21 protein-coding genes are annotated in these 23,357 nt (G+C 71.7%); 15 read left to right on the forward strand and 6 right to left on the reverse strand.

Annotation, left to right across the window (positions count from 1 at the left end; all coding sequences use genetic code 11):
* Positions 1-107: 107 nt before the first annotated feature.
* Positions 108-554 (reverse strand): metallopeptidase family protein, encoded by a 447-nt coding sequence (locus tag WBN91_RS31805; RefSeq protein ID WP_337725908.1) that lies wholly within the window; start codon positions 552-554, stop codon positions 108-110.
* Positions 555-680: 126 nt separating this feature from the next.
* Between WBN91_RS31805 and WBN91_RS31810 the strand changes: the two genes are divergently transcribed.
* The 6 genes from WBN91_RS31810 (at position 681) to WBN91_RS31835 (ending at position 5,964) form a co-directional block, all read left to right on the forward strand.
* Positions 681-1,040: a DUF3499 domain-containing protein gene (locus WBN91_RS31810; RefSeq protein WP_121225427.1), complete on the forward strand. Its 360-nt coding sequence runs from the start codon at positions 681-683 to the stop codon at positions 1,038-1,040.
* A 79-nt stretch (positions 1,041-1,119) separates the two neighbouring features.
* Positions 1,120-2,472, forward strand: a complete 1,353-nt coding sequence (locus WBN91_RS31815; RefSeq protein WP_337725907.1) for a phosphomannomutase/phosphoglucomutase — start codon at positions 1,120-1,122, stop codon at positions 2,470-2,472.
* Positions 2,473-2,477: 5 nt separating this feature from the next.
* The gene (locus WBN91_RS31820; RefSeq protein ID WP_121225431.1) at positions 2,478-2,675 is read left to right on the forward strand and encodes a Trm112 family protein; all 198 of its coding nucleotides are present in this window, start codon (positions 2,478-2,480) and stop codon (positions 2,673-2,675) included.
* A 4-nt stretch (positions 2,676-2,679) separates the two neighbouring features.
* On the forward strand, positions 2,680-3,756 hold the full coding sequence (locus tag WBN91_RS31825; protein ID WP_337725906.1) for a hypothetical protein: 1,077 nt from the start codon (positions 2,680-2,682) through the stop codon (positions 3,754-3,756).
* Between the two features lie 13 nt (positions 3,757-3,769).
* Positions 3,770-4,978: a mannose-6-phosphate isomerase, class I gene (manA, locus tag WBN91_RS31830; RefSeq protein WP_337725905.1), complete on the forward strand. Its 1,209-nt coding sequence runs from the start codon at positions 3,770-3,772 to the stop codon at positions 4,976-4,978.
* A gap of 65 nt (positions 4,979-5,043) precedes the next feature.
* Positions 5,044-5,964 carry a cation diffusion facilitator family transporter gene (locus WBN91_RS31835; RefSeq protein WP_337725904.1) on the forward strand — a complete coding sequence of 307 codons (921 nt, stop codon included), beginning with the start codon at positions 5,044-5,046 and terminating at the stop codon, positions 5,962-5,964.
* Positions 5,965-6,070: 106 nt separating this feature from the next.
* Here the strand turns inward: WBN91_RS31835 and WBN91_RS31840 are convergent, their stop codons facing one another.
* The gene (locus WBN91_RS31840) at positions 6,071-7,594 is read right to left on the reverse strand and encodes an amino acid permease (protein WP_337725903.1); all 1,524 of its coding nucleotides are present in this window, start codon (positions 7,592-7,594) and stop codon (positions 6,071-6,073) included.
* A gap of 81 nt (positions 7,595-7,675) precedes the next feature.
* Between WBN91_RS31840 and WBN91_RS31845 the strand changes: the two genes are divergently transcribed.
* Positions 7,676-8,938, forward strand: a complete 1,263-nt coding sequence (locus WBN91_RS31845; protein WP_337725902.1) for a glutamate mutase L — start codon at positions 7,676-7,678, stop codon at positions 8,936-8,938.
* A gap of 7 nt (positions 8,939-8,945) precedes the next feature.
* Here WBN91_RS31845 and WBN91_RS31850 read toward each other — a convergent pair whose 3' ends face one another.
* Complete coding sequence (locus WBN91_RS31850; protein ID WP_337725901.1) at positions 8,946-9,944, reverse strand: Crp/Fnr family transcriptional regulator; 999 nt, start codon at positions 9,942-9,944, stop codon at positions 8,946-8,948.
* Complete coding sequence (locus WBN91_RS31855) at positions 9,937-10,623, reverse strand: RNA polymerase sigma factor (RefSeq protein WP_337725900.1); 687 nt, start codon at positions 10,621-10,623, stop codon at positions 9,937-9,939. The genes WBN91_RS31850 and WBN91_RS31855 overlap by 8 nt, the downstream gene beginning before the upstream one ends.
* 177 nt (positions 10,624-10,800) lie before the next feature.
* Between WBN91_RS31855 and WBN91_RS31860 the strand changes: the two genes are divergently transcribed.
* Positions 10,801-11,001, forward strand: coding sequence for a hypothetical protein (locus WBN91_RS31860; protein WP_337725899.1), 201 nt, complete (start codon positions 10,801-10,803; stop codon positions 10,999-11,001).
* Between the two features lie 4 nt (positions 11,002-11,005).
* On the opposite strand, the gene WBN91_RS31865 is transcribed toward WBN91_RS31860, so the two are convergent.
* Positions 11,006-13,429, reverse strand: coding sequence for a hypothetical protein (locus tag WBN91_RS31865; protein ID WP_337725898.1), 2,424 nt, complete (start codon positions 13,427-13,429; stop codon positions 11,006-11,008).
* Positions 13,430-13,560: 131 nt separating this feature from the next.
* Between WBN91_RS31865 and ahcY the strand changes: the two genes are divergently transcribed.
* From ahcY to WBN91_RS31880, 3 genes are all read left to right on the forward strand, one after another.
* A complete protein-coding gene (gene ahcY, locus WBN91_RS31870; protein WP_337725897.1) occupies positions 13,561-15,024 on the forward strand; it encodes an adenosylhomocysteinase in 1,464 nt (487 codons plus the stop codon).
* A 131-nt stretch (positions 15,025-15,155) separates the two neighbouring features.
* Complete coding sequence (locus WBN91_RS31875) at positions 15,156-16,508, forward strand: DUF4041 domain-containing protein (protein WP_337725896.1); 1,353 nt, start codon at positions 15,156-15,158, stop codon at positions 16,506-16,508.
* Positions 16,508-17,080, forward strand: coding sequence for a DUF2510 domain-containing protein (locus WBN91_RS31880; RefSeq protein WP_337725895.1), 573 nt, complete (start codon positions 16,508-16,510; stop codon positions 17,078-17,080). Before WBN91_RS31875 ends, WBN91_RS31880 begins: the two co-directional genes overlap by 1 nt.
* Here the strand turns inward: WBN91_RS31880 and WBN91_RS31885 are convergent.
* Positions 17,077-18,012, reverse strand: coding sequence for a hypothetical protein (locus WBN91_RS31885; RefSeq protein ID WP_337725894.1), 936 nt, complete (start codon positions 18,010-18,012; stop codon positions 17,077-17,079). The genes WBN91_RS31880 and WBN91_RS31885 overlap by 4 nt on opposite strands.
* A 142-nt stretch (positions 18,013-18,154) precedes the next feature.
* Between WBN91_RS31885 and WBN91_RS31890 the strand changes: the two genes are divergently transcribed.
* The 4 genes from WBN91_RS31890 to WBN91_RS31905 all read left to right on the forward strand — a co-directional run bounded on the left by WBN91_RS31890 (position 18,155) and on the right by WBN91_RS31905 (position 23,208).
* Positions 18,155-18,796, forward strand: a complete 642-nt coding sequence (locus WBN91_RS31890; protein WP_337725893.1) for a dTMP kinase — start codon at positions 18,155-18,157, stop codon at positions 18,794-18,796.
* A 185-nt stretch (positions 18,797-18,981) separates the two neighbouring features.
* Positions 18,982-19,659 carry an MtrAB system response regulator MtrA gene (gene mtrA / locus WBN91_RS31895; RefSeq protein WP_121009184.1) on the forward strand — a complete coding sequence of 226 codons (678 nt, stop codon included), beginning with the start codon at positions 18,982-18,984 and terminating at the stop codon, positions 19,657-19,659.
* 25 nt (positions 19,660-19,684) lie between these two features.
* Positions 19,685-21,412, forward strand: coding sequence for an MtrAB system histidine kinase MtrB (mtrB, locus tag WBN91_RS31900; RefSeq protein ID WP_337725892.1), 1,728 nt, complete (start codon positions 19,685-19,687; stop codon positions 21,410-21,412).
* A complete protein-coding gene (locus WBN91_RS31905) occupies positions 21,409-23,208 on the forward strand; it encodes an LpqB family beta-propeller domain-containing protein (RefSeq protein ID WP_337725891.1) in 1,800 nt (599 codons plus the stop codon). Before mtrB ends, WBN91_RS31905 begins: the two co-directional genes overlap by 4 nt.
* Positions 23,209-23,357: the final 149 nt, after the last annotated feature.

Consider the following 23,357-nt stretch of genomic DNA (forward strand, 5'->3'; position numbering starts at 1 on the left):
AGGCCGGACGGGGAAAGAAACCGAGGCCCTTCCCGTGGGCGCTAGCCGCTTCGGCTCGCGCCTTCGGCGCGGAGCATTCCGACGTTGGGCGGAATGCGACGAGAGGCTTATTCGCCGTCGATTACGTCTGGGTCCAGGCCGAGGTAGTTGGCGACCTGTTCTACCAAGACGTCGTGCACCAAGTCGGCCAGGTCCGCGCCGTCCTTTGCGCGGGCTTCCAGGGGGCGGCGGTAGAGGACGATTCGTGCTCTGCGGTCCGCCCCGGCCGGGAGGAGGCGGGCCAGGGGGACGTTGCCGTCCTCGACCACGTCGCCGTCTTCCGATGCGGCTTGGACGTCCGGGACGTCGTCGACCGCCACGTCCAGTTGGGTCAGTTCGATGCGCCAGCGGGCCTCGATGGGTTCCAGCGCTTCCAGGACCAGGGCGTCGAAGCGTTCTGCTCGGCTGCGGGCCGCGGGGAGGGTGGCTGGGTACAGCGGACCGCGCAGGCCGCGGCCGTGGCGGTCTCGCCTGCGGCGGCTCTGCGGGCCGTGTCGTCGCGAACCCCTGGCCATCACCACGTCGTACAGGTTAGTTGGCCGGGTCGGTGGGGCCGTCGGCGACCTGCGAACTTGGCCAAGTACTCGACGCGCTGAGGGCAATCCAACACACCTGCGCCCGGACGCGATATCGTCCCCGCCGTGCGGAGCGTGAGACGGTGCTCGCGAACCGGGTGCGCGAACCCGGCAGTCGCCACGCTCACGTACGCCTACGCGGACTCGACCGCGGTCGTCGGGCCGCTGGCCACTTACTCCGAGCCGCACAGCTACGACCTCTGCGAAGAGCACGCCCTGCGCCTCACCGCGCCGCGTGGCTGGGAGGTCGTCCGGCACCAGGGGCAGTTCGTCGCACCCGAACCCACCGTGGACGACCTGACGGCGCTCGCCGAGGCCGTGCGGGAGGCCGGGCGCGCCGATCGGCCGGTGGAGGCGCCCGAGGTGCCCGCGGGCACCATCCGGCGTGGTCACCTGCGGGTTCTGCCCGATCCTAACGAAGACTGAACGGACCCGACACGGCCGTCACGGCAACGCCGGTAGGCTTCGGCACGCCCACGTCAAGCGCCAAACCGGGAGTGTGGCTGTGCGCGATCTGTCCGCCATCGTCAAGGCCTACGACATCCGCGGAGTCGTCGGTGAACAGCTTGACGCGGACGTCGTCCGCGACTTCGGCGCCGCCTTCGCGCGGCTGGTCGGTGGGCCCGCCGTGGTCATCGGCCACGACATGCGCGAGTCCTCGCCCGGTCTGGCCGCCGCGTTCGCCGAGGGCGTGACCAAGCAGGGTGTCGACGTCGTCAGCATCGGGCTGGCCAGCACGGACATGCTCTACTTCGCCTCCGGCAAGCTCGACCTGCCCGGCGCGATGTTCACCGCCAGCCACAACCCGGCCAAGTACAACGGCATCAAGCTGTGCCGCGCGGGCGCCGCGCCGGTCGGCCAGGACAGCGGGCTCGGGCAGATCCGCGCCGACGTCGAGCAGGGCGTCGCGGACGCCGAGGGCGTGACCCAGGGCACCGTCACCGAGCGGGACATGCTCGTCGAGTACGCCGCCTACCTGCGCGAACTGGTCGACCTGTCCGGCTCGCGGCCGTTGAAGATCGTCGTGGACGCGGGTAACGGCATGGGCGGCCACACCGTGCCCAAGGTGTTCGAGGGCCTGCCCATCGACGTCGTCCCGATGTACTTCGAGCTGGACGGCAGCTTCCCCAACCACGAGGCCAACCCGCTGGACCCGAAGAACATCGTCGACCTCCAGGCCCGGGTCAAGGAGGAGGGCGCGGACGCGGGTGTCGCGTTCGACGGCGACGCGGACCGCTGCTTCGTCGTGGACGAGCGCGGCGAGCCGGTGTCCCCGAGCGCCATCACCGCGCTGGTCGCCGTGCGCGAGCTGGCCAAGGACCCGGGCGGCACGGTCATCCACAACCTGATCACCTCGCACTCGGTCCCCGAGATCGTCCGCGAGCACGGCGGCACGCCCGTCCGCACCCGCGTCGGCCACTCCTTCATCAAGGAGGAGATGGCGCGCACCGGCGCGATCTTCGGCGGCGAGCACTCCGCCCACTACTACTTCCGCGACTTCTGGCGGGCCGACACCGGCATGCTGGCCGCGCTGCACGTGCTCGCCGCGCTCGGCGAGCAGGACGGCCCGCTGTCCGCCCTGACCAGCGACTACGAGCGCTACGCCGCCTCCGGCGAGATCAACTCGACGGTGGACGACCAGGCGGGCAGGCTGGCGGCCATCAAGGCCGAGTTCGGCGGCCGGGAGGGCGTCACGCTCGACGAGCTGGACGGTCTCACGGTCAGCCTGCCCGACGGCTCGTGGTTCAACCTGCGCGCCTCCAACACCGAGCCGCTGCTGCGGCTCAACGTCGAAGCCGCCGACGCGGCCTCCGTCGCCGCGCTGCGCGACGAGGTCCTGGCGATCGTGAGGGGATGACAGCCGTGGCCGTCCAACTCGACCCGCAGCTGCTGGAGATCCTGGCCTGCCCGTGCCCGGAGCACGCGCCGCTGACACCGGGCACCGCCGCGGACCCGCAGGCCGACTTCCTGACCTGCACCTCCTGCGGCCGGTCGTTCCCGGTCCGGGAGGGCATCCCGGTGCTGCTGCTCGACGAGGCTGTCGAGCCGTCGGCGGGGTGACCGGGTGCTCGACGACAGCCTCCTCGACGACCAGGCCCGGCTCGCCGACGTCGACACGAGCGGTCTGCTGAGGGCCGCCGCGCGGGCGGGCGCGCAGGTCCGGGCGACCGCCGAGGCGGCGGAGGAGTCGGACGTGCGGCGGGTGTTCGCCGAACGCCCGCGCGCCCTGGTGCTGGTGACCCGGCCGGGCGTGGCGCCCGCCGTGGCGAAGCTGGTGACCGCGCTGCTCGGGCCGTCGTGCCCGGTGCCGGTCGTCGTCTCCGACGACGTGCCGACGTGGGTGGGCGCGCTGGACGTGGTGCTCGCCCACACCGAGGACCCCGGTGACGTGGTGCTGGCCGAGGCCGTCGACCGGGCCGGCCGGCGTGGCGCGCGGGTGCTGCTCACCGCCGAGCCGGACGGCCCGGTGGCCGCGTCGGCGGCGGGTCAGGCGCTGCTGATCCCGCCGCGCGTGCCCGTGCCGCGGGGTTTCGGGTTCGCGCGCGCGTTCGGCGCGTGGGCGGTGGCGCTCAACGCGCTCAAGCTGCTGGACGTGGACATCCAGCTGGTGGCCGACGAGCTGGACCGCGAGGCCGAGCGCGACCACCCGATGCACGAGTCGTTCGTCAACCCGGCCAAGTCGCTCGCGCTGCGCGTCGCCGACCGCACCCCGCTGCTGTGGGGCCTGGACGAGCCGGCGACGGCCGTCGCGGCGCACGGCGCGGGCGTGCTGGCCTGCTACGCGGGTCTGGTCAGCGACGTGGCGGGCTATCCTCAGGCGCTGACGAGGTCGGTGCTGCACCGCCGGGCCGTCCACGGCACGTCCGGCGCGGACATCTTCGCCGACCCGGACGACGAGTCCGAAGGCCTGGTGCGGGTGCTGCTGCTGGCCGTGCGCCAGGGCAGGGCCGCCGAGATCGCGCGGCGGTCCGCGCAGGACACCTTGCCGGGAGCCGACGTGCTCGAACCGGCCGAGGAAGTGACCGGCGGCGACGCGGTGTGCTCCGCGTTGCTCGCCCTGCGGTTCGAACTGGCCGCGCTGTACCTGGGACTCGCGGCGGGGACGCTGGGTGGCCCCGGGCTGTACGCGCCGGCCGTGTGAGGGGATTGTCGCTGTGGAACTGCTGCACAACGCGGTGCGGGCGTACGCGTGGGGTTCGCGTACCGCCATCGCCGAGCTGCTCGGGAGGGAGGTGCCCGCGCCGCACCCGGAGGCCGAGCTGTGGATGGGAGCCCACCCCGGTGACCCGTCCCGGGTGCTGCGGCCCGAGGGCGAGCGCACGCTGCTCGACCTGCTCGCCGAGGACCCGGACGGCCAGCTCGGGGCGCACTGCGCGCAGCGGTGGGGCAGCAGGCTGCCGTTCCTGCTCAAGGTGCTGGCGGCCGACGAGCCGCTGAGCCTCCAGGCGCACCCGTCGGCCGAGCAGGCCGCGCTGGGCTTCGCGCTGGAGGAGAAGTCCGGCGTGCCGATGGAGTCGTCGGTGCGCAACTACAAGGACCCGTCGGCGAAGCCCGAGCTGATCTGCGCGCTGACCGAGTTCCACGCGCTGGCCGGGTTCCGGGCGCCGGAGCGGACCGTGGCGCTGCTGCGGTCGCTGGAGGCGCCGGACCTGACCCCGTACACCGAGCTGCTGGCCGCGCAGCCGGACGAGAACGGGCTGCGCGCCCTGTTCACCACGCTCATCACGCTGCCGCAGCCCGCGCTGGACGCCCTGCTGCCGCAGGTGCTGGACGCGTGCGTGCTGCACGTGAAGGAACGCGGCGAGTTCGACCTGGAGTGCCGCACCATCCTGGAGCTGGGCGAGGCCTACCCCGGCGACGCCGGCGTGCTGGCCGCGATGCTGCTCAACCGCCTGGTGCTCAAGCCCGGCGAGGCCATCCACCTGCCCGCCGGCAACCTGCACGCCTACCTGCACGGCACCGGCGTGGAGATCCTGGCCAACTCGGACAACGTGCTGCGCTGCGGCCTGACCCCCAAGCACGTGGACGTGCCCGAGCTGATGCGGGTGCTGGACTTCACGTGCGGCGACATGACCGTGCTGGCCGGCGAGGCGACCCAGCCGGGCGTGTGGACCTACCGCACGCCCAGCCCGGAGTTCGAGCTGTCCCGCCTGGAGCTCGACGCGGGCGGCGAGACCCGGGTCAACCACCACGGTCCGCAGATCCTGCTGGTCACGCAGGGTCGGGCGCGGCTGGCGTGCGCAGGCCGGGTGGTCGAGCTCGGCCGCGGCCAGTCGGTGTGGGTGCCCGCCTCCGATCCCGCGGTGGTCGTCACCGCCGACGAGCCGACCCGGCTTTTCCGGGCGACCGCGGGCAACGATTAAGGTCAACGCACTAGGGTCGTCGCGGTAACACCGGCAAACCGGACGTTTTGGCTGAGGGAGCAACCGTGTCAGCAGGAGGCGGTACCAAGGCGATCATCGCCGCGTTGGTGGCCAACGCCGGGATCGCGTTGGCGAAGTTCGTCGGCTTTCTGATCACGGGGTCGTCGTCGATGCTGGCCGAGGCGGTGCACTCGGTGGCCGACACCTCGAACCAGGGCCTGCTGCTGCTGGGCCAGAAGACGTCCCGTCGACAGGCGACGCTGAACCACCCGTTCGGCTTCGGCCGCGACCGGTACTTCTACTCGTTCGTGGTGGCCCTGCTGCTGTTCAGCCTGGGCTCGGTCTTCGCGCTCTACGAGGGCATCCACAAGCTGGAGGCCCACGAGCCGCTGTCGTCCCCGCTGGTCGCGGTCGGCATCCTGGTGGTGGCGATCGGCCTGGAGACCTACAGCTTCAAGACCGCGATCGCCGAGTCGAAGCTGATCAAGGGCGACGCGACCTGGTGGCAGTTCATCCGCCAGTCGAAGGTCCCCGAGCTGCCCGTGGTGCTCCTGGAGGACCTGGGCGCGCTGGTCGGCCTGGTGCTGGCCCTGTTCGGCGTGGGGATGTCGATGCTGACCGGCAACCCGGTGTGGGACGCCGTCGGCACCATCTGCATCGGCGTGCTGCTCGGTGTGATCGCGATCATCCTCATCGTGGAGATGAAGTCCCTGCTCATCGGCGAGGGCGCGGCCCCGGCGGAGCTGGACGTGATCGTGGACGAGCTGGCGGCGGGCAAGGTCCAGCGCGTCATCCACATCCGGACGCAGTACATCGGGCCGGACGAGCTGCTGGTGGCGGCGAAGATCGCACTGAACCCGGGGCTGACGGTGGTCGAGGTGGCGGAGGCCATCGACGCGGCGGAACAACGGGTGCGGAACAAGGTCCCGGCGGCCCGGCTGATCTACCTGGAGCCCGACCTGGACCGGTCGCTGACCAAGTCGTGACGACCCCGGGCGACGGGTGCTCTCCGCCTCGCCGCCCGGTCGTCGAGTTCTTCGAACCGGCCGCGCCCCGCAAGGGAACGCGGCCGGTTCTCCTTCGTGCGGGGTGCTACGGCACCTCGTCCGGCTTCACCACGGGCACGGCCGTCGCCCCGTGTCCGCGACCCAGCAGCGAGTGCCGCCGGCCGTAGACGAAGTACACGACCACGCCCAGCGCCATCCACGCCAGGAACCGCACCCACGTCAACGCGGTCAGGTTCAGCATCAGCCACAGGCACGCCAAGATCGCCAGGATCGGCACCACCGGCACCCAGGGCACGCGGAAGCCGCGCGGCAGGTCCGGGCGGGTCTTGCGGAGCACCAGCACGCCCGCCGACACCAGCACGAACGCGAACAGCGTGCCGACGTTGACCATCTCCTCCAGCTTGCCCGCCGGGAAGAAGCCCGCCGCGATCGCGACCAGCACGCCGATGATCACGGTGATCCGGAACGGCGTCCCGTGCTTGCCGGTGCGCGCCAGGCCGCGCGGCATCAGGCCGTCGCGGGACATCGCGAACAGCACGCGCGACTGACCGAGCATGAGCACCATCACGACCGTCGTCAGGCCGGCCAGCGCCCCGACGGAGATCACCGTCGCCGCCCAGTCGACCCCGTTCTCCGCGAACGCCGTGGCCAGCGTGGCGCGCGACCCGTCCGGCTGGGTCTTCAGCCGGTCGTAGGGCAGCATGCCGGTGATCACCAGCGACACCGCCACGTACAGCACGGTCACGATCGCCAGCGACCCCAGGATGCCCCGCGGCACGGCCTTCTGCGGGTTGCGCGTCTCCTCCGCGGTCGTGGCGACCACGTCGAAGCCGATGAACGCGAAGAACACCAGCGACGCCGCCGCGAGCAGTCCCAGCACGCCGTACGTGCTGCCTTCGAAGCCCGTGACCAGCGAGAACAGCGACTGCTCCAGGCCGGTCGCGGTCGTGCCGCCGGTCTGCGCGGGCGGGATGTACGGGCTGTAGTTCGCGGCCTTGATGTACCCGATGCCCAGCACGATCACCAGCAGCACCACGGCGACCTTCACCGCCGTGATCACCGCGCTGACCCGCGAGGACAGCTTGGTGCCCACCACCAGCAGCACCGTCAGCGCGCCCACCAGCAGCAGCGAACCCCAGTCGACCTCGATCCCGGCCACGACCGCGGTCGTCTTCAGGTCGAGCCCGAGTTGCCCGAGCACGGTCTGGAGGTACAGCGACCAGCCCTTCGCGACCGCCGCCGCGCCGACCGCGAACTCCAGGACCAGGTCCCACCCGATGATCCACGCGGCGAACTCGCCGAAGGTGGCGTACGAGAACGTGTACGCGCTGCCCGCGACCGGCACGGTGGACGCGAACTCCGCGTAGCACAGCGCCGCCAGCGCGCAGGCGACGGCGGCGAGCACGAAGGCCAACGACACCGACGGTCCGGCGAGGTTGCCCGCTGTGGACGCGGTGAGCGTGAAGATGCCCGCGCCGATGACGACGGCGACACCGAACACCGTGAGGTCCCACGCGGTGAGGTCCTTGCGGAGCCTGGTGTCCGGCTCGTCGGTGTCGGCGATCGACTGTTCGATCGACTTGGTGCGCCAAAGCCCGTTCCCCGGCACGGTGCTTCTCCTCCTCGTCGAGGGTTGTGTCCTGACGTCGGGCCAGCCTAGAGGCCCGCCCCACCCGGTAGCTTTCCCCACATGACCGTGCTCTGCCTGGACGTGGGCTCGACGTGGACCAAGGGCGCGCTGGTGTCCGCGACCGGCGACCTGCTCGGGACGGCCCAGCGGCCGACGTCGCCGCCGGAGGTCCTCGACGGGATCGCCGAGGTGTCCGCCGAGCTGGGCGGGGCGGACGAGGTGCTGGCGTGCTCGTCGGCCGGCGGTGGGTTGCGGCTGGCCGTCGTGGGGCAGGAACGGCTGGTCAGCGCCGAGGCCGGGTACCGCGTGGCGCTGTCCGCGGGCGCCCGTGTGGTGCACGTCTCGGCGGGCCTGCTCGACGGGCCGGGCCTGCGCGCGTTGCGTGCGGCGAAGCCGGACCTGGTCCTCCTGGTCGGCGGCACGGACGGCGGCGACCGTTCGGTGCTGCTGCACAACGCGAACCGCATCGGCCGCAACCGCCTGGCGTGCCCGATCGTGCTCGCGGGCAACGCCGAGGCACGCGCCGAGGCCCTCGACCTCCTCTCCGGCCGCACGGTCGTGGCCGCCGACAACGTCCTGCCCGACGTCGGCGAGCTGGCCCCCGCGTCCGCCCGCGCCGCCATCCGGGACGTCTTCCTGCGGCACGTGATCGGCGGCAAGGGCTTGTCCCGAGGTCCCCGCTTCCGCAATCTGGTCCGCGCCGTGACCCCGGACGCGGTGCTGAAGGGCGTCTCCCGGCTGGCCACACAGGACGGTGAGGGTGCGGTCCTGGTCGTCGATGTGGGCGGCGCCACAACCGATGTCTACTCGGCAGTGTCCACTGTGGACAGATCAGACCGCACCGTCGCCCTCCCACCCGACCGCCGCACCGTCGAAGGCGACCTGGGCATGCGCTGGTCCGCCCCAGGCGTCGTGGCCGAGGCGGTAACGGAAAAGCTCATCGACAAAACCGAAGCCGCAATCCTCCAGTCGGAGGCGGACCGCCGAGCCACCGACGTCCGCTACCTCGCCGACGACCAGACGGTGGACCTCCGCCTGGCCGCCCTGGCCGCGGTCCTGGCCGTCCGCCGCCACCTCCGCCTGGTGGACGGCCAACTGGGCCCGCAAGGCGCCGGCCGCCTGGTCCTGTCCGGCGGCGTCTTCCGCCACGCACCAGACCTGTCCGAAGTGGACAGGACACTCCACGACGACCCGGTCCTGCGCCCGATCCTGAAGAACGCCCACATCACCGTGGACCGCAACTACGTCCTGGCCCCCGCCGGCCTACTCACCGACACCGGCCGCACCGACGTCGCCGACCGGCTCCTGGCGCACCTGGGTTGACAGCACCTCAGATCCCTGCGAATTTTCGTAGCCTGTCCAGATCGGGTATCAGCAGGTCGCGGCGGAGGTGGGTGATCACGACACCCGCCTTGCGCAGGTCGCTGAACGCCTTCTCCGCCGTTCGGGGCTTCATCCCGGCGATGGAGGCCAACTCGACCTTGGTCAGCGGAATTCCGAGGGTCCAGCCGTGGGCCTCTTCCCGGCCGTAGGTCTGCACCAATTCGACGACCACGCGTGCCACCCGTTCGGCGGCAGGGTGGGACAGGAAATCGCGGCGGCGCTGGTTGGCCCAGCGCAACCGGTCGTTGATCACGTTGATCAACTCGACGAACACGTCGTTGCGGCGGTGCAGGAAGCTCATCAGCTCTCCGCTGGTGATCAGCTTGGCCACCACGTCACCGCAGGTCACCACGCTGGCCGAGCGCGGCCTTTGGTCCAGCGCGGCCATCTCGCCCACCAGGTCGCCCGCCGAGCGGACGGCCAGCAGCGCGGTGTCGCCGGTCTCGTCGGTGACCTGCACCTTCACCACGCCTTCGAGCAGCAGAAGGACGTGAGTGTCGTTCGCGTCCTGCTCGATGACATCCCGGTCGGCCGTGTACCGCACGACCGTGCCGATGTTCAGCAGCTCCTGTCGGGTGTTCTCGCGAAGGCGACCCAGCAGGCTGTTGCTCGGCCAGCCGATCCCACTGGCGGCGGAGTCCTCCTGGAGCGCGAGCTGGCCGACGGTGTGATGCGCGACCAAGCCGCGGTGGCGTGTGCCCTGACCGGAGTGTTGCTGGACGGCGGGGGCCGGAACGCGCGGTGCGGCGATACCGCGAACCGGCTCGCGGACGCTGGTCAACCTCCGCCGTAGACCGTTCCCGACGCCGGCGAGGATGGCGTCGACCACCGCCGGTGGTGTGCGGTCGCGGAGGTCGCAGGCGTCGACCGTGCCGAACGAAGATCCCTCGATCAGGTCGTCAGCCGCCGCCGTGTCCCAGCCGGGTGCGTTCGTCGCCCTAGACATCGCCACCTCCATTCCCTGTTGCTTCGCCGAGCGTTCTTCGCAGCCTTTCTAACGCGCCCTTGATGGCCCCGTGGCTGGTGCCGAGCACCTCCGCGATCTCGCCGATCGTGTAGCCGGCTTCCCGGAGGATCAATGCGCGTTTGGCTCGCTCGTCGCCGATGTCCGCCAACCGGCGCTTCACCTCCAGCCGCGTGACCACCACGTCGCTGGGGTCGGGGGCGGTCGAGGAGACGTCGACCAGGTCGTCCTCGCGCACCGAGAACGAGGACTCGGCCAAGCGCCGGTTGAACTCGGTCTGCCACCGTCGGTAGACGTTCGGGAAGGCGTACACGCACGCCGTGGCGAAGTAGGTCTTGAGGCCGGCACCACCGTCGGGATCCCAGCCGCCGTCGAGCAGTGCTTTGGTGCGGAAGTCGCGGATCGCCCCGATCACCGTGTCGGTGGTGAGACTCACCAGGTCGTCGTGCTCCCAATACGGTGGCGGGTCGCCGACCGCGCACCTCTTCTCCGCGCACAGGGAGAAGATCGCACCCGACCTCAACCACGCCATGACGACGGCGTACCCGTACTCGGCCAAGGTCGCGGCGAACCGTTGCCAAACCGGCCCGTCGCAGTTCTCCGCGACCAGCGCGTCGCGGAGCCTCACGTCTGCCTGCCGGCGGTCGTCCGTGTCGACCAATCCTGGCTCTCCTCGCCTGACCCACCACCCGAACGGGAGGTTGTATGTGGGTCAGGAGCGCGATCGGCACGGGCGAGTACGAAAAGTGGCCAACCTCCTTCAGACGTGCCGTCGTTGGTCGCAGAGGACATAGAAGTCCTCATGTCGCAGTCGGAGCACCCATCTCGGAGTCGCGAAGTGAGCGAGACACGTCCACCCCTGGTGAGCACCCGCACGGCCGCCGTCTTGGCCCTGGGGCTGCTCTGCGGGGCCGCCGCCGGCGTGCTGACCTACCTGGCCGGTGACAACACCGCCGCCGCCGTCCTCGCGGGGCTGGCCGCGAGCGGCGCGGCGGTGGCGTTCTTCCACGCGCACGTCGGGCACGACGAGCGCGGGTGAACGCTTACGGCACGACGTCCGACGACTCGGTCGGTCCGACGTCGCCGGCCGGCTCCTGACGCACCTGGGCTGACACGCCCCGCGCCACCGGCAACACCAGGCCCGGCGGGGCGGGCGGCGCGGTCACGTCCTCCAAACCCGCCGCGATGGCCACCGCACGGTCCCACTCCGGGTCGGAGGTGTAGTCGCGGTGCCGGTTCACGCCCGCCGCCCAGCGCCGACCGGGGAACGGGCCGCGTTGTGGGTCCGGCAGCCAGTGGTCACCCCCCAACACCAGCGCCCCGGTCGGACCACGACCCGCCGGCGGCAGCGCCCCGGTCGTCCCGTCCGGCAGGAAGCCCACGCCCAGCAGCATCCCGTCGAACACCTGCCGGCCCCACGTCGTCACGGCGCCGCCCAAAGGATCGGTGCCCCGGCACAGCGCCCGCCACCGCCCGCGCAGACCACCCGACAACGCCGCCAACGAGCTGTGCGGCACCACCGCCGGGAAAGCGCGCTGGTACGCCCACTGCAACTGCGACCCCGCGGTGACCAGCCCCAGCCGCGCCGCCTGGTCTGGGGGCAGCTCCTCCAACAGCCGCGCCGCCGCCACGGCCGCCAGCAGCGACCCCTGCGAGTGCCCGGCCAGCACGACCCGCGTCCCGGGGTCGGCGAGGTGGTCGCGCACCCGTGACACCAGCTCCGGTACGACCTTCAACGCATAACAAGGCGGCACGACCGGGTGCGCCTCCCGCGGCCAGAACGCCGCCAGGTCCGCCAGCACCCCGAGCTGACGCCCGGTGTCCGGACGCCGAGCCGCCAACCACACCGCCCGCAGCAGCGACAGCGCCAGCACAGCCAGCACCACGACCCCGACCGCCGCGAACGGCCGCGTCCACCCCGGCGGGTCGACCTCGCGCAGCCGCAGCACCGCCGCCGGCACCGCGCCGACCACCAGCACGGAAGCCGCGATCAGCACCACGTGGTGGCTGTGCCGCTGCTGCCACCGCGCCCACCACCACGCCCGCGACGCCCGCACGACGTCCCGCGCCCGACCGGAGTGCAGCAGCGACGCCTCGCGCGCCCACTCCTTGCCCCGGCGCAGCGCGTTCCACCGCACCATCCCGGTCGTCGCCGCCATGACCAGCACCGCGACCAGCCCGAGCACCCCGGCCACGCCCCACAGCAGCGCGATGTAGTCGTACCCGCGCGGCAGGACGCCGTGCCCGAGCAGCCGCCGCAGCGTCAGCGCGACCCCCGCGCCGAACCCGCCGCCCAGCAACGCCGCGACCGCGACCACGGGCGCCGCCATCCACCCGCCCGCCCACGGCCGCTGGTCCCGCGGCAGCTCCCGCCACGTCCGCCGGGCCAACAACGCCGCCGGCACCAGCAGCAACCCCAGCGCGAAGCACACCAGCGCGACCAGCGCCGCCACCACCTGCACGGCCAGGTCGGTGCCCGGCATCCGGTCCGGCAGCCGCGTCACCAGCCCCGCGGCCACCGCGAACACCGCCCACGCGCTCCCCAGCAGCACCCGCCGTGGCCGCCGGGACAGCGCCGCCCGCAGCCACCGCCCACCGCGGTGCGGCGCGCCGCCGGTCGGGTCGTCCAGCAGCATCCCGGCCAGCGCCGCGAACCCCACCAGCGCAACACCCAGTCCCCAGCACACCCACAGCGCCACCCCGTGCCAACCGGGCGCGACCAGCGGACCCAACGGCCCGCCGAGCCCGACCACCGCACCCGCGCCCAACGCCGCCACCAGGTGCAGCACGCGCAGCGCGGGCACGTCCGGGTCCGTCGCGACGTGCGCGCCGGGCAGGCTCGACCCCACCGGACCCGACGCCGGCACGGCCTTCCGCTCGATCCGCCAGTCCACACTGGACACCCCGTGCAGCACGAGCACCACCAGCGCGATCGGCGTCATCCCGACCACCGACCGCACCCACGGCACCTCGCCCACCGGCCCCCACAAGCACGGCGACCCCGGCGCGAGGCACTGCGCCGCCACCAGGTCCAGGCTGATCACCGCCACCTGCGCGACCAGCAGCACGGTCAGCAGCAGCGCCGCCAGCCGCAGCAACGACCGCAGCCCGATGCCCAGCAGGTGCGCGACCGTGGACCCGGCGGGCACCGGCGGCAGCATCCAGTGCGCCACGTTGGCCAGCGAGAACGGGAACAGCAACGCCCACGTCGCCTTCGCCCAGCCGCCAGAGGTCATGCCGCCCCACACGTAGCCCTCGACCACGCGCGGCACTGGTCGTCCGTTGGCCTGGAGCACCGGCCCTGGCGCGGGTCTGCGCAGCCGGTCGGCCGGGCGCACGATCCGCCCGAGTCCGTCCCCCGCGACGTCCACCGCGGCCACCGCGTCCACCAGGGACTGCGGGGTGGTGCCCTGGACGCCGTGCACGCGCAGTTCGACCACCCGGGTGTCGGGGCCGGGAATCAGCACGAAACCTCCTGCGAGCCGTCCTCGCCAGTCCCGTCATAGTGGTCCATCCAGGTCCCCACCGCAGCCGACCCGAAGTCCCGGCGTGGCGGGCGGTAGGGTCGGCAGCCGACCCCGAGATGGAGGAACCCGTCATGACCGCCGAGAGGCTCCAGACCCGCAACGGCATCGATTTCGCCGTGGCCGACCTCTCCCAGGCTGAGTTCGGCCGCAAGGAGATCCGCCTGGCCGAGCACGAGATGCCCGGCTTGATGGCGCTGCGCCGCGAGTACTCCGAGGTGTACCCGCTGAAGGGGGCGCGGGTCTCCGGCTCGCTGCACATGACCGTGCAGACCGCCGTGCTCATCGAGACGCTCGTGTCCCTGGGCGCCGAGGTCCGCTGGGCCTCGTGCAACATCTTCTCCACCCAGGACCACGCCGCCGCGGCGGTCGTCGTCGGCCCGCACGGCACCGTCGAGGAGCCCAAGGGCGTCCCGGTGTTCGCCTGGAAGGGCGAGACGCTGGAGGAGTACTGGTGGACCGCCGAGCAGATGCTGACCTGGCCCGACGGCGGCGGCCCGAACATGATCCTCGACGACGGCGGTGACGCCACCCTGCTGGTCCACAAGGGCGTCCAGTACGAGAAGGCCGGCGTCGTGCCCGCGGCCTCCGAGGACGACCCGGAGGAGTGGCAGATCGTCCTGGAGACCCTGCGCAAGTCGCTGGCGGCGGACTCCGGCAAGTGGACCAAGATCGCCGAGGGCATCCGCGGCGTGACCGAGGAGACCACCACGGGCGTCATGCGCCTGTACCAGCTGGCGGCGGCCGGCGAGCTGCTGTTCCCGGCGATCAACGTCAACGACGCCGTGACCAAGTCGAAGTTCGACAACCGCTACGGCATCCGCCACTCGCTGATCGACGGCATCAACCGCGGCACCGACGTGCTCATGGGCGGCAAGGTCGCCGTGATCTGCGGTTACGGCGACGTCGGCAAGGGCGCGGCGGAGTCGCTGCGGGGCCAGGGCGCCCGGATCATCGTCACGGAGATCGACCCCATCTGCGCCCTCCAGGCCGCGATGGACGGCTACGACGTGCAGGTGCTCGAGGACGTCCTGGACAAGGCCGACATCGTGATCACCACGACCGGCAACAAGGACGTTGTGCGCATCGAGCACATGGAGCGCATGAAGCACCAGGCGATCCTGGGCAACATCGGCCACTTCGACAACGAGATCGACATGGCCGGCCTCCAGCGCTACCCGGGCATCCAGCGGATCAACATCAAGCCGCAGGTCGACGAGTGGGTGTTCCCGGACGGCCACAGCATCCTGGTGCTGTCGGAGGGCCGCCTGCTCAACCTGGGCAACGCCACCGGCCACCCGAGCTTCGTGATGTCCAACTCGTTCTCCAACCAGGTGATCGCGCAGGTCGAGCTGTTCACCAAGTTCCAGGAGTACGACAAGGAGGTCTACCGCCTCCCGAAGGTGCTGGACGAGAAGGTCGCGCGCATCCACCTGGAGGCGCTGGGCGGCAAGCTCACCAAGCTGACGAAGGACCAGGCGGAGTACATCGACGTCGACGTCGAGGGCCCGTACAAGCCCGAGCACTACCGCTACTGATCTCGGTCATCCGAACGGCCCGGGGCTCCGGCTCCGGGCCGTTCTGCTGTCCGAACCATGATCGGTAACACCGAAATGTTTCCCCGCGATGCACGAATGCCATCGCAGTGCGTGACATGGAGGGGGCCGGCGTGGCGTTGTTCGGAGGCAGGGAGAACCCGGAGGCTGCGGCGCTGTACGACCAGTTGATGGGAGCGCAAGCCACCATCAACGAGTTGCGCGGCTGGGTGCACCACTTGCGCGGCGCCGGCGTGCAAGCGGCGGAGGCCGAGCTGCGGGACCTGCGAGCGGCCGTTGACCAGCAGAAAGCCACCTTCGAGGCGTTGGGTGCCTCGCGGCGGCAGCTGTCCGCCGAGTTGGCCGCCCTCCAGTCGCAACTGGTCGAGACCCGCGAACTCGCCTTGCTCCAGGAAGTCGGCGTCTACGAGTACGCACACCCGTTGGACGACGTCCTGGCGTACAAGGAGTCGCTGGCGACGCTGAAGCAGCGCATCAAGGACGCCGCCAAGGGCGACGCCGTGACCAGCCAGGTGAACTGGGCTGTGAACGGGTCGGTCAAGGAAGGCCAGAAGCTCGGTCGGGACATGGCCAAGCTGATGCTCCGGGCCTACAACGCCGAGGCCGACAACGCGGTCCGCTCGGTCAAGCCGCACACGCGTGAGTCGGTCAAGGAGAAGCTCTCCAAGACCCGCGAGACGATCGGCAAGCTGGGCGCGCTCATGGGCATCTCGATCTCGCTCGACTACCACCGCCTCCGCCTGGTCGAGATCGACCTCACCGCCGACCACCTGGTCAAAGCCGAGTACGAGCGGGAAGAGGCCAAGGCCCACCGCGAGCGGCTGCGGGAAGAGGCCAAGGTCGCCAAGGAGATCGAGCGCGAGCGCGCCAAGCTGGCCAAGGAACGGGCGCACTACGCCTCCGTGGTCGCGCGACTCGAGGCCAACGGCGACGTGGCGGCCCTCGCCAAGGCCCGGGAGCAGTTGGCGGAGGTCGACCAGGCGATCGCGGGCGTGGACGAGCGGGCCGCCAACCAGCGGGCGGGGTACGTCTACGTGATCTCCAACATCGGCGCGTTCGGCCCGGACATGGTCAAGATCGGTCTGACCCGCCGCCTCGACCCGATGGACCGCGTCCGCGAGCTGGGCGACGCCTCCGTCCCCTTCCGGTTCGACACGCACGCCCTCTTCTTCTCCACCGACGCCGTCGCCCTCGAAACCGCACTCCACCAGCGGTTGGCACACAAGCGGGTGAACCTGGTCAACGCGCGCCGCGAGTTCTTCTACGCCACGCCCGCCGAGGTCAGGGAACTGCTGGAAGGTCTGGGCGACGACCACGTCCTGGAGTTCACCGAGACCGCCGAGGCCGTGGAGTGGCGCGCCTCGAACCCGAGCCGACGCGGCACGTCGGCACCGGTGCCCGTGGCGGTTGGCGTGTACACCGACGCCGGCGACGACGGCGACCTGTCCGACGACGGGGGCGAGTGATGACCCGCCCCGCCGCCTGGCTGCCCGACCCGCTCGACGACGCCCTGGTCCGCTACTGGGACGGCCACCGCTGGACCTTCCACACCGCCGTCCGCCAGATCGCCCAACCCGTCGCCTCGCAAGCCCCGCCGCCGGCTGCCGCGCCACCCCAGCCGGTCACCGCCCCCACGCTGCGCCCGGACATCGCCGCCGCCGTCCACCAGACGCGGGGTGCGTTGATGGGGTCGATGAAGGAGATCAACCTCCTGGCCGGCTACCTCCACCCCGAGGAACGGGTGCTGGCGCTGACCTCGGCGCAAGGCGAGGGCTTCGGGGTCCTGGTGTGCACGGACCGCCGTCTGCTGTTCCTGTTCGCCGGTCTCGTCCGCAGGCAGTTCGTCCAAGCGGACTGGAACCAGGTCAAGGGCGTCACCTACGACCGGACCTCGAAGGCGTTCTCCGTCTACACCACCAAGCCGACCAGGCGAGCCATCCCGGCCATGACGGTCCGCGTCGCTCGGGTCGAAGATGCGCAAGCCGTGGCTCAAGCTGCGCAGGTGGCGTCGCAAGCGCCCCGGCTGGACGTCTTCTAGCTCCACTCCACGCCGATGCCCGCCGTGCCCGGACCGATGTCGGTGAAGTACGCGCTGACCACGCCCCCTATCCCGCAGATCAACTCCTCCACATCCACGGGCACGGTGTTCGGCTCGGTCCGGAACTGCTTGGTGCAGCGAGCCGGCAGGGCACGGCGGTGAAAAGACAGCTGGAGCAGGTACCCGCGGCACGGGGTGGGGAAGGTGCGGACGTGGCCCGGGGTCGGGCCGCCCGTGTCGTCGACCACCGTGAACGAGAAGACGTGTTCCTCGCCCTCGTCCAGCCGCCGGTCGAACAACAACTCGAAGACCAGCGTCCTCGGCTGTCTTCGAAGTCTGCCCTGCCGGCAGCCCTCGGCCGGTCTGACCAGCGCGTTCTCCACCGCCGAGCCCTCGTCGCCCCGGTGCACGGCCAGGAACCGGTCCGGCCCGGACCGCAGTGCCCGCACGACCAGCCGCGTCGTCACGGTCCGGCGCTCGCGCTGCGGGCCGACCTGGACGGTGTCGTGCGCGGACAGCAGTTCCAGGTCCGTGTTGTCCGGCGCGGTCTCGAAGTCGGCGGGTGCGGCCCAGGCGGGGTCGGCGTAGGGGCGCGGCGGGCGGGGTGGGGGGCGGGTGCCGACTAGGGCGACCAGCGAGTCGGCGGGCAGGCGCAGGACGGTCTCCAGGGCGCGGACGGTCTCCAGCGCCCGCGGCACTTCCGGGTGACGCAGCCCGCGCTGCCAGTAACTGAGCGTCGACTGGCCGACCTGCACGCCGTGCTGACCGAGGTGCGCCCGCAGCCTGGCCAGGGACAGGCCCCGGTGCGCGATGGCGTCGTGCAGCGCGCGGTGGAACGGCCCGTAACGCAGCGTCTCCGCCAAGGCGCGCGGCAACCCGGGTGGGTGGTCGACCGCCTCGGCCGACGTGGCGTGCCCGGAATCCGCGGTCACCGCGGCACCACCCTTTCCGCACCGGCCCCAGGTTGGGAACACCGTAGTCACTCGTTCTGGTGAGAGAAAGATCGCCTAGTCACCCGAGTGGGTGTGTTGATGCCCCCGATCGATGAGGAGGGCCGCCCCTTAGGGTGGCGGCGTGGGAAAACTCGTGGTGATCGAGGGCTTGGACGGCGCCGGCAAGCGCACGCTCGCCAAGGCGCTGACCGACGGCCTGGCCGCCCGCGGCGCGAAGGTCGTCACGGGTGCCTTCCCGAGGTACGACGAGGACGTGCACGCCGACCTCGTCCGCGACGCCCTGCACGGCCGGCTCGGCGACCTCACCGACTCCGTGCACGGCATGTCCGTCCTCTACGCCCTGGACCGCAGGGACGCCGCCGCGAGGATCCGCGCCGACCTCGCCCAGTACGACGTGGTCCTCCTCGACCGCTACATCGCGTCCAACGCGGCCTACGGCGCCGCCCGGCTGCGCGAGCACGCGGACGGCGAGTTCGTCGCTTGGGTCAAGGCGCTCGAAGTGGACCGCTTCGGCTGCCCGGTCCCGGACCTCCAGCTGCTCCTGCGCGTCCCGGTGGACGTCGCCGCCGACCGCGCCGCCCACCGCGAGGCCACCGAGCGGCGCGAGCGCGACCTCTACGAGTCCGACGACGACCTCCAGACCCGCTGCGCGGCCGTGTACGACGAACTGGCCGCCGCGCACTGGCTGTCACCGTGGGAGGTCGTGGACGGCAACTCCACCACGACCGTGGAACCGCTGCTCGACCGGTATTTCACCCATTAGTATTCCGAAGTAACAAAACGTGACCGCCAGGCCGATGAGTCCCTGACGAACCCCGACGGCTTGGGCGAGGTGGGCACGTGGAACGGCGACCGAGACCGACCACGGAGTGGACCCGCGCGACGACCAGCGGCGATGAGCCGTGGGCGGTGCGGAGCGCTCCGGCCATTAGTGGGACGATGTTGGGTATGAAGGCACGCGTGCTCGTGGTGGACGACGACCCCGCTCTGGCGGAGATGCTGACCATCGTGCTGCGGGGCGAGGGTTTCGATACCGCGGTGGTGGCCGATGGCGCCCGCGCGCTGCCCGCCCTGCGTGAGTTGAAACCCGACCTCGTCCTGCTCGACCTCATGCTGCCCGGCATGAACGGCATCGACGTGTGCAAGGCGATCCGCTCCGAGTCGGGCGTCCCGATCGTCATGCTCACCGCCAAGAGCGACACCGTGGACGTCGTCCTGGGCCTGGAGTCCGGCGCCGACGACTACGTGGTCAAGCCGTTCAAGCCCAAGGAGCTGGTCGCGCGCATCCGCGCCCGCCTGCGCCGCACCGAGGCCGAGCCCGCCGAGGTCCTCCAGATCGGCGACCTGACCATCGACGTGCCCGGCCACGAGGTGCTGCGCGAGGGCAGGCCGATCCAGCTCACCCCGCTGGAGTTCGACCTGCTGGTGGCGCTGGCCCGCAAGCCGCGCCAGGTGTTCACCCGCGAGGTGCTGCTGGAGCAGGTGTGGGGCTACCGGCACGCGGCCGACACCCGCCTGGTCAACGTCCACGTGCAGCGGCTGCGGTCCAAGGTGGAGCGCGACCCGGAGCACCCCGAGGTCGTCCTGACCGTCCGCGGCGTCGGCTACAAGGCGGGTCCTCCGTGACGGGGGCCCGCCCGACAGGGGCGAAATGACCCTGCTCGACTCCGCGCGGCGCGAGCTGCGACGCGGTATCGAGAGCGCCCGCCGTCGCGGCGTCGCCTTCGGCGAGCTGTGGCGGCGGTCGTTGCAGTTGCGCGTGGTGGTGAGCACCCTCGCGCTGTCCTCGGCCGTCGTGTTCGTGCTGGGCATGGTGCTCCAGGTGCAGATCACCGGGCAGCTGCTGGAGACCAAGACCGAGGCGGCGATCCGCCAGGCCGAGGCCAGCGCCGCCGCGGTGCAGCCGGACCTGTCCGGCCTCAACCCGGGCCCGGACAGCGTGCGCGCCCGGTTCACCGCCGCCCTGAACAAGATCAACGCGGCGGGCGCGGGCCTGGACTCGTCGTCCTCGGGCGCGGGCGCGTTCGAACCGGTGCTCTACGACCCCGTGGAGGTCGGCCCGGACGGGCTGCCCACGGCCGTCGGACCGTGGCAGGACGTGCCCAAGGGCCTGGTCAAGATGCTCGACCAGAGCAGCGCCGGCTACCAGATCACCACCGTGGAGCGGGCCACCGGGCCCACCACGCTGCTCGTCGTCGGCAAGCCGGTGAGCACGTCGTCCCGTTCCATGCACCTGTACCTGCTGTTCCCGCTGACCGGTGAGCAGGCCACGGCGGACGTCGTCCAGTCCACCCTCGTGGTCGGCGGCGTGGTGCTGCTGTTGCTGCTCGCGGTGATCGCGAACCTGGTGACGCGGCAGGTCGTGCGCCCGGTGCGGCAGGCGGCCGAGATCGCCGAGCGGTTCGCGGACGGCAGCCTGGACGAGCGGATGCCCGTGGTCGGCGAGGACGACGTGGCGCGGCTGGCCGAGTCCTACAACGAGATGGCGGCCAGCATCCAGCGGCAGATCCACCAGCTGGAGGAGTTCGGCCAGCTCCAGCGCCGGTTCACCTCGGACGTCTCGCATGAGCTGCGCACCCCGCTGACCACGGTCCGGATGGCCGCCGACGTGCTGCACGCCTCGCGCGAGCAGTTCCCCAGCGGCCTGGCCCGGTCCACCGAACTGCTGGTGGACGAGCTGGACCGGTTCGAGTCGCTGCTGGGCGACCTGCTGGAGATCTCCCGCCTGGACGCGGGTGTCGAGGAGCTGGCCGCCGAACTGGTGGACATCCGGGTGCTGGCGCGGCGCGCGCACGACTCGGTGCGGGCCATCGCGAACAGCAGCGGCACCACGATCGTCATGGACCTGCCCGACCACGAGGTGACCGCCGAGCTGGACTCCCGCCGCGTCGAGCGCATCCTGCGCAACCTGCTGGCCAACGCCATCGACCACGGCGAGGGCCTGCCGGTCGAGCTGACCCTGCGCGGCGACGGCGACGCCGTGGCGGTGACCGTGCGCGACCGCGGCGTCGGCCTGCGGCCCGGCGAGGCGGAGCTGGTGTTCAACCGGTTCTGGCGGGCCGACCCGTCGCGCAACCGGCGCACCGGCGGCACCGGCCTGGGCCTGTCCATCTCGCTGGAGGACGCCCGCCTGCACGGCGGCTGGCTGGAGGCGTGGGGCGAGCGCGGGTACGGCGCGGTGTTCCGGCTGACCGTGCCGTGCCGCCACGGCCACGAGCTGACCGCCAGCCCGTTGCCCCTGGAACCGCCCGACCTGCCGCCGGTGCCGGCCGAGCCGGAGCCCGACGAGGAGCCCACCGGGGAGGTCGAGCTGACCGAGGAGGAGATCACGTGGCAGCCCGCCGAGCCGGTGACCGGCGACCGCGAGGAGGTCCGGTGACGCGGCGGCGCTCGGCCGCGAGCAGCCCGGCGCCGACCGGCGGTCGTGCGCTCCGGCGGTCGTTCGCCCTGCTCGCGGCGCTGCTCGCGCTGTCCGGGTGCGCCGCGATCCCGACCCAGACCTCGCCGGTGCCGATCAACCCGTCCGCCGGCAACCCCACCGAGGCCCTCGCCCCGAAGCCCGCGAAGGGCATCGACCCGCTCACCCTGGTCCGCGAGTTCGTCAACGCCTCGGCCAACCCCGACGGCGACTACGCCGCCGCCAAGGCCTACCTGACCGAGGACGCGAAGAAGTCCTGGGACATCAAAGCGCCGCCGACGATCATCGAGTCGACCTTCAACACCGTCCCGACCGGCGCGGACCTGCCGTCGGACCCCAAGCGCCGCACGGTGCTGCTCCAGGGCAAGAACATCGGCTCGCTGGAGGTCGACAACTCGTTCGTCCAGCGCGTCGGCGACCTGACCGCCCCGGTTGGCCTGGAGACCGACAAGGACGGCGAGTGGCGCATCTCCGACCCGCCGGACGGCATCTACGTGCCCCAGTCGGGCTTCAACTCCAACTACCGCCGGGTCACCCTCTACTTCTACAACCCGGACTTCACCGTCCTGGTGCCCGACCCGCGGTACGTGGTGGTCACGCCGTCCACCTCGATCCCGCGCCGGGTGACGGAACTGCTGCTCAAAGGCCCCGCGGTGGGCATGCGCGGCGCGTTGACGACGGCCATCCCGAACGGCGCGTCCCAGCGCAAGGACACCCAGGAGGCCGACGACGGGGCGCTGGAGGTCGACCTGACCAAGGTCGGCGACCTCACCGTGCAGGTGCGCAGGCAGATCGTGGCGCAGCTGGTGAAGTCGCTGGTCGGGGTGTCCAGCAGCCGCATCCGCGTCCTCGTCGAGGGCGCCCGGATCTCGCCGGACCAGGCGGAGTGGCGGCTCGCGGACATCCTGCCGTGGACCGGGGAAGCCCTGGTCACGCCGGACGCCGACCTCTCCGGGCTGGTGGTCGGCGGCGGTCTGGTGCGCAAGCTGGTCGGCGGTGAGCAGATCAAGGGGCCGTCCGGGTCGGGCGAGTACCAGGTGGTCAGCGCGGCCCAGTCGCTGGACGGCACGCAGCTGGCCGTGGTGAGCCGGGTGGACGAGAAGAACGTCCGGCTGCGCGTGGGGAACCTGGAGGAGCCGCTGGCGGCGGTCGACCTGCCCGCGACCACGCTCACCCGCCCCACGTGGCTGCTGGGCAGCCGGGAGGACGACCCCAGCACCGAGGTGTGGACGGTCGCCGACGGCTCGAACGTGGTCCGGGTGCTCAAGACCGACGCCGGGTGGCGGGCCAACGCGGTGAACGCCTCCGAGCTGTCCTCGACGTTCGGGCCGATCACGGAGCTGCGGCTGTCCCGGGACGGCACGCGGGTCGCGGCGGTCGCGGGCGGGCGGCTGGTGGTGGCGGCGGTCGTGAAGGGCCAGGACTCGTCGGTGTCGCTGCGGTTGGCGCGCAACCTCCAGCCGACCGTGCTGGGCACGGCCGTGCTGACGGTGGACTGGCTGGCGCAGGACGTGCTGGTGGCGGGGACGTCGCTGGCGTCGCTGCCCATCGCGAAGGTCAACGTGGACGGGCTGAAGGTCGAGCGCTACAACGCGTCGAACCTGACCGTGCCGGTCCGCTCGGTGACCGCCGCGCCGGGGCGCAACGTGGTGGCCGTGGACGAGAGCGGCCTGTGGAGCGCCGGCGACGTGGGTGACGTGTGGCGGGCGTCCACGCTCAAGGTCGAATCGGGCGCGAAAGCCTTCTACCCCGGCTGACTGTGTTGGATTGCGCCGCCTCCGGCGTCGCGGGCGAGGCCGCCTGGAAGTCGGCCTCGCGGGCAGGGTCTCGGGCTCCCGCAAAACTCCTCCGCCGGCTCCACGCCCGAAATTGTCGTACCACGCCCGCACGCGCGATAACCTGCTGA

This window comes from Saccharothrix sp. CCNWYY140, from assembly GCF_037401995.1.
GTDB lineage: Bacteria > Actinomycetota > Actinomycetes > Mycobacteriales > Pseudonocardiaceae > Actinosynnema.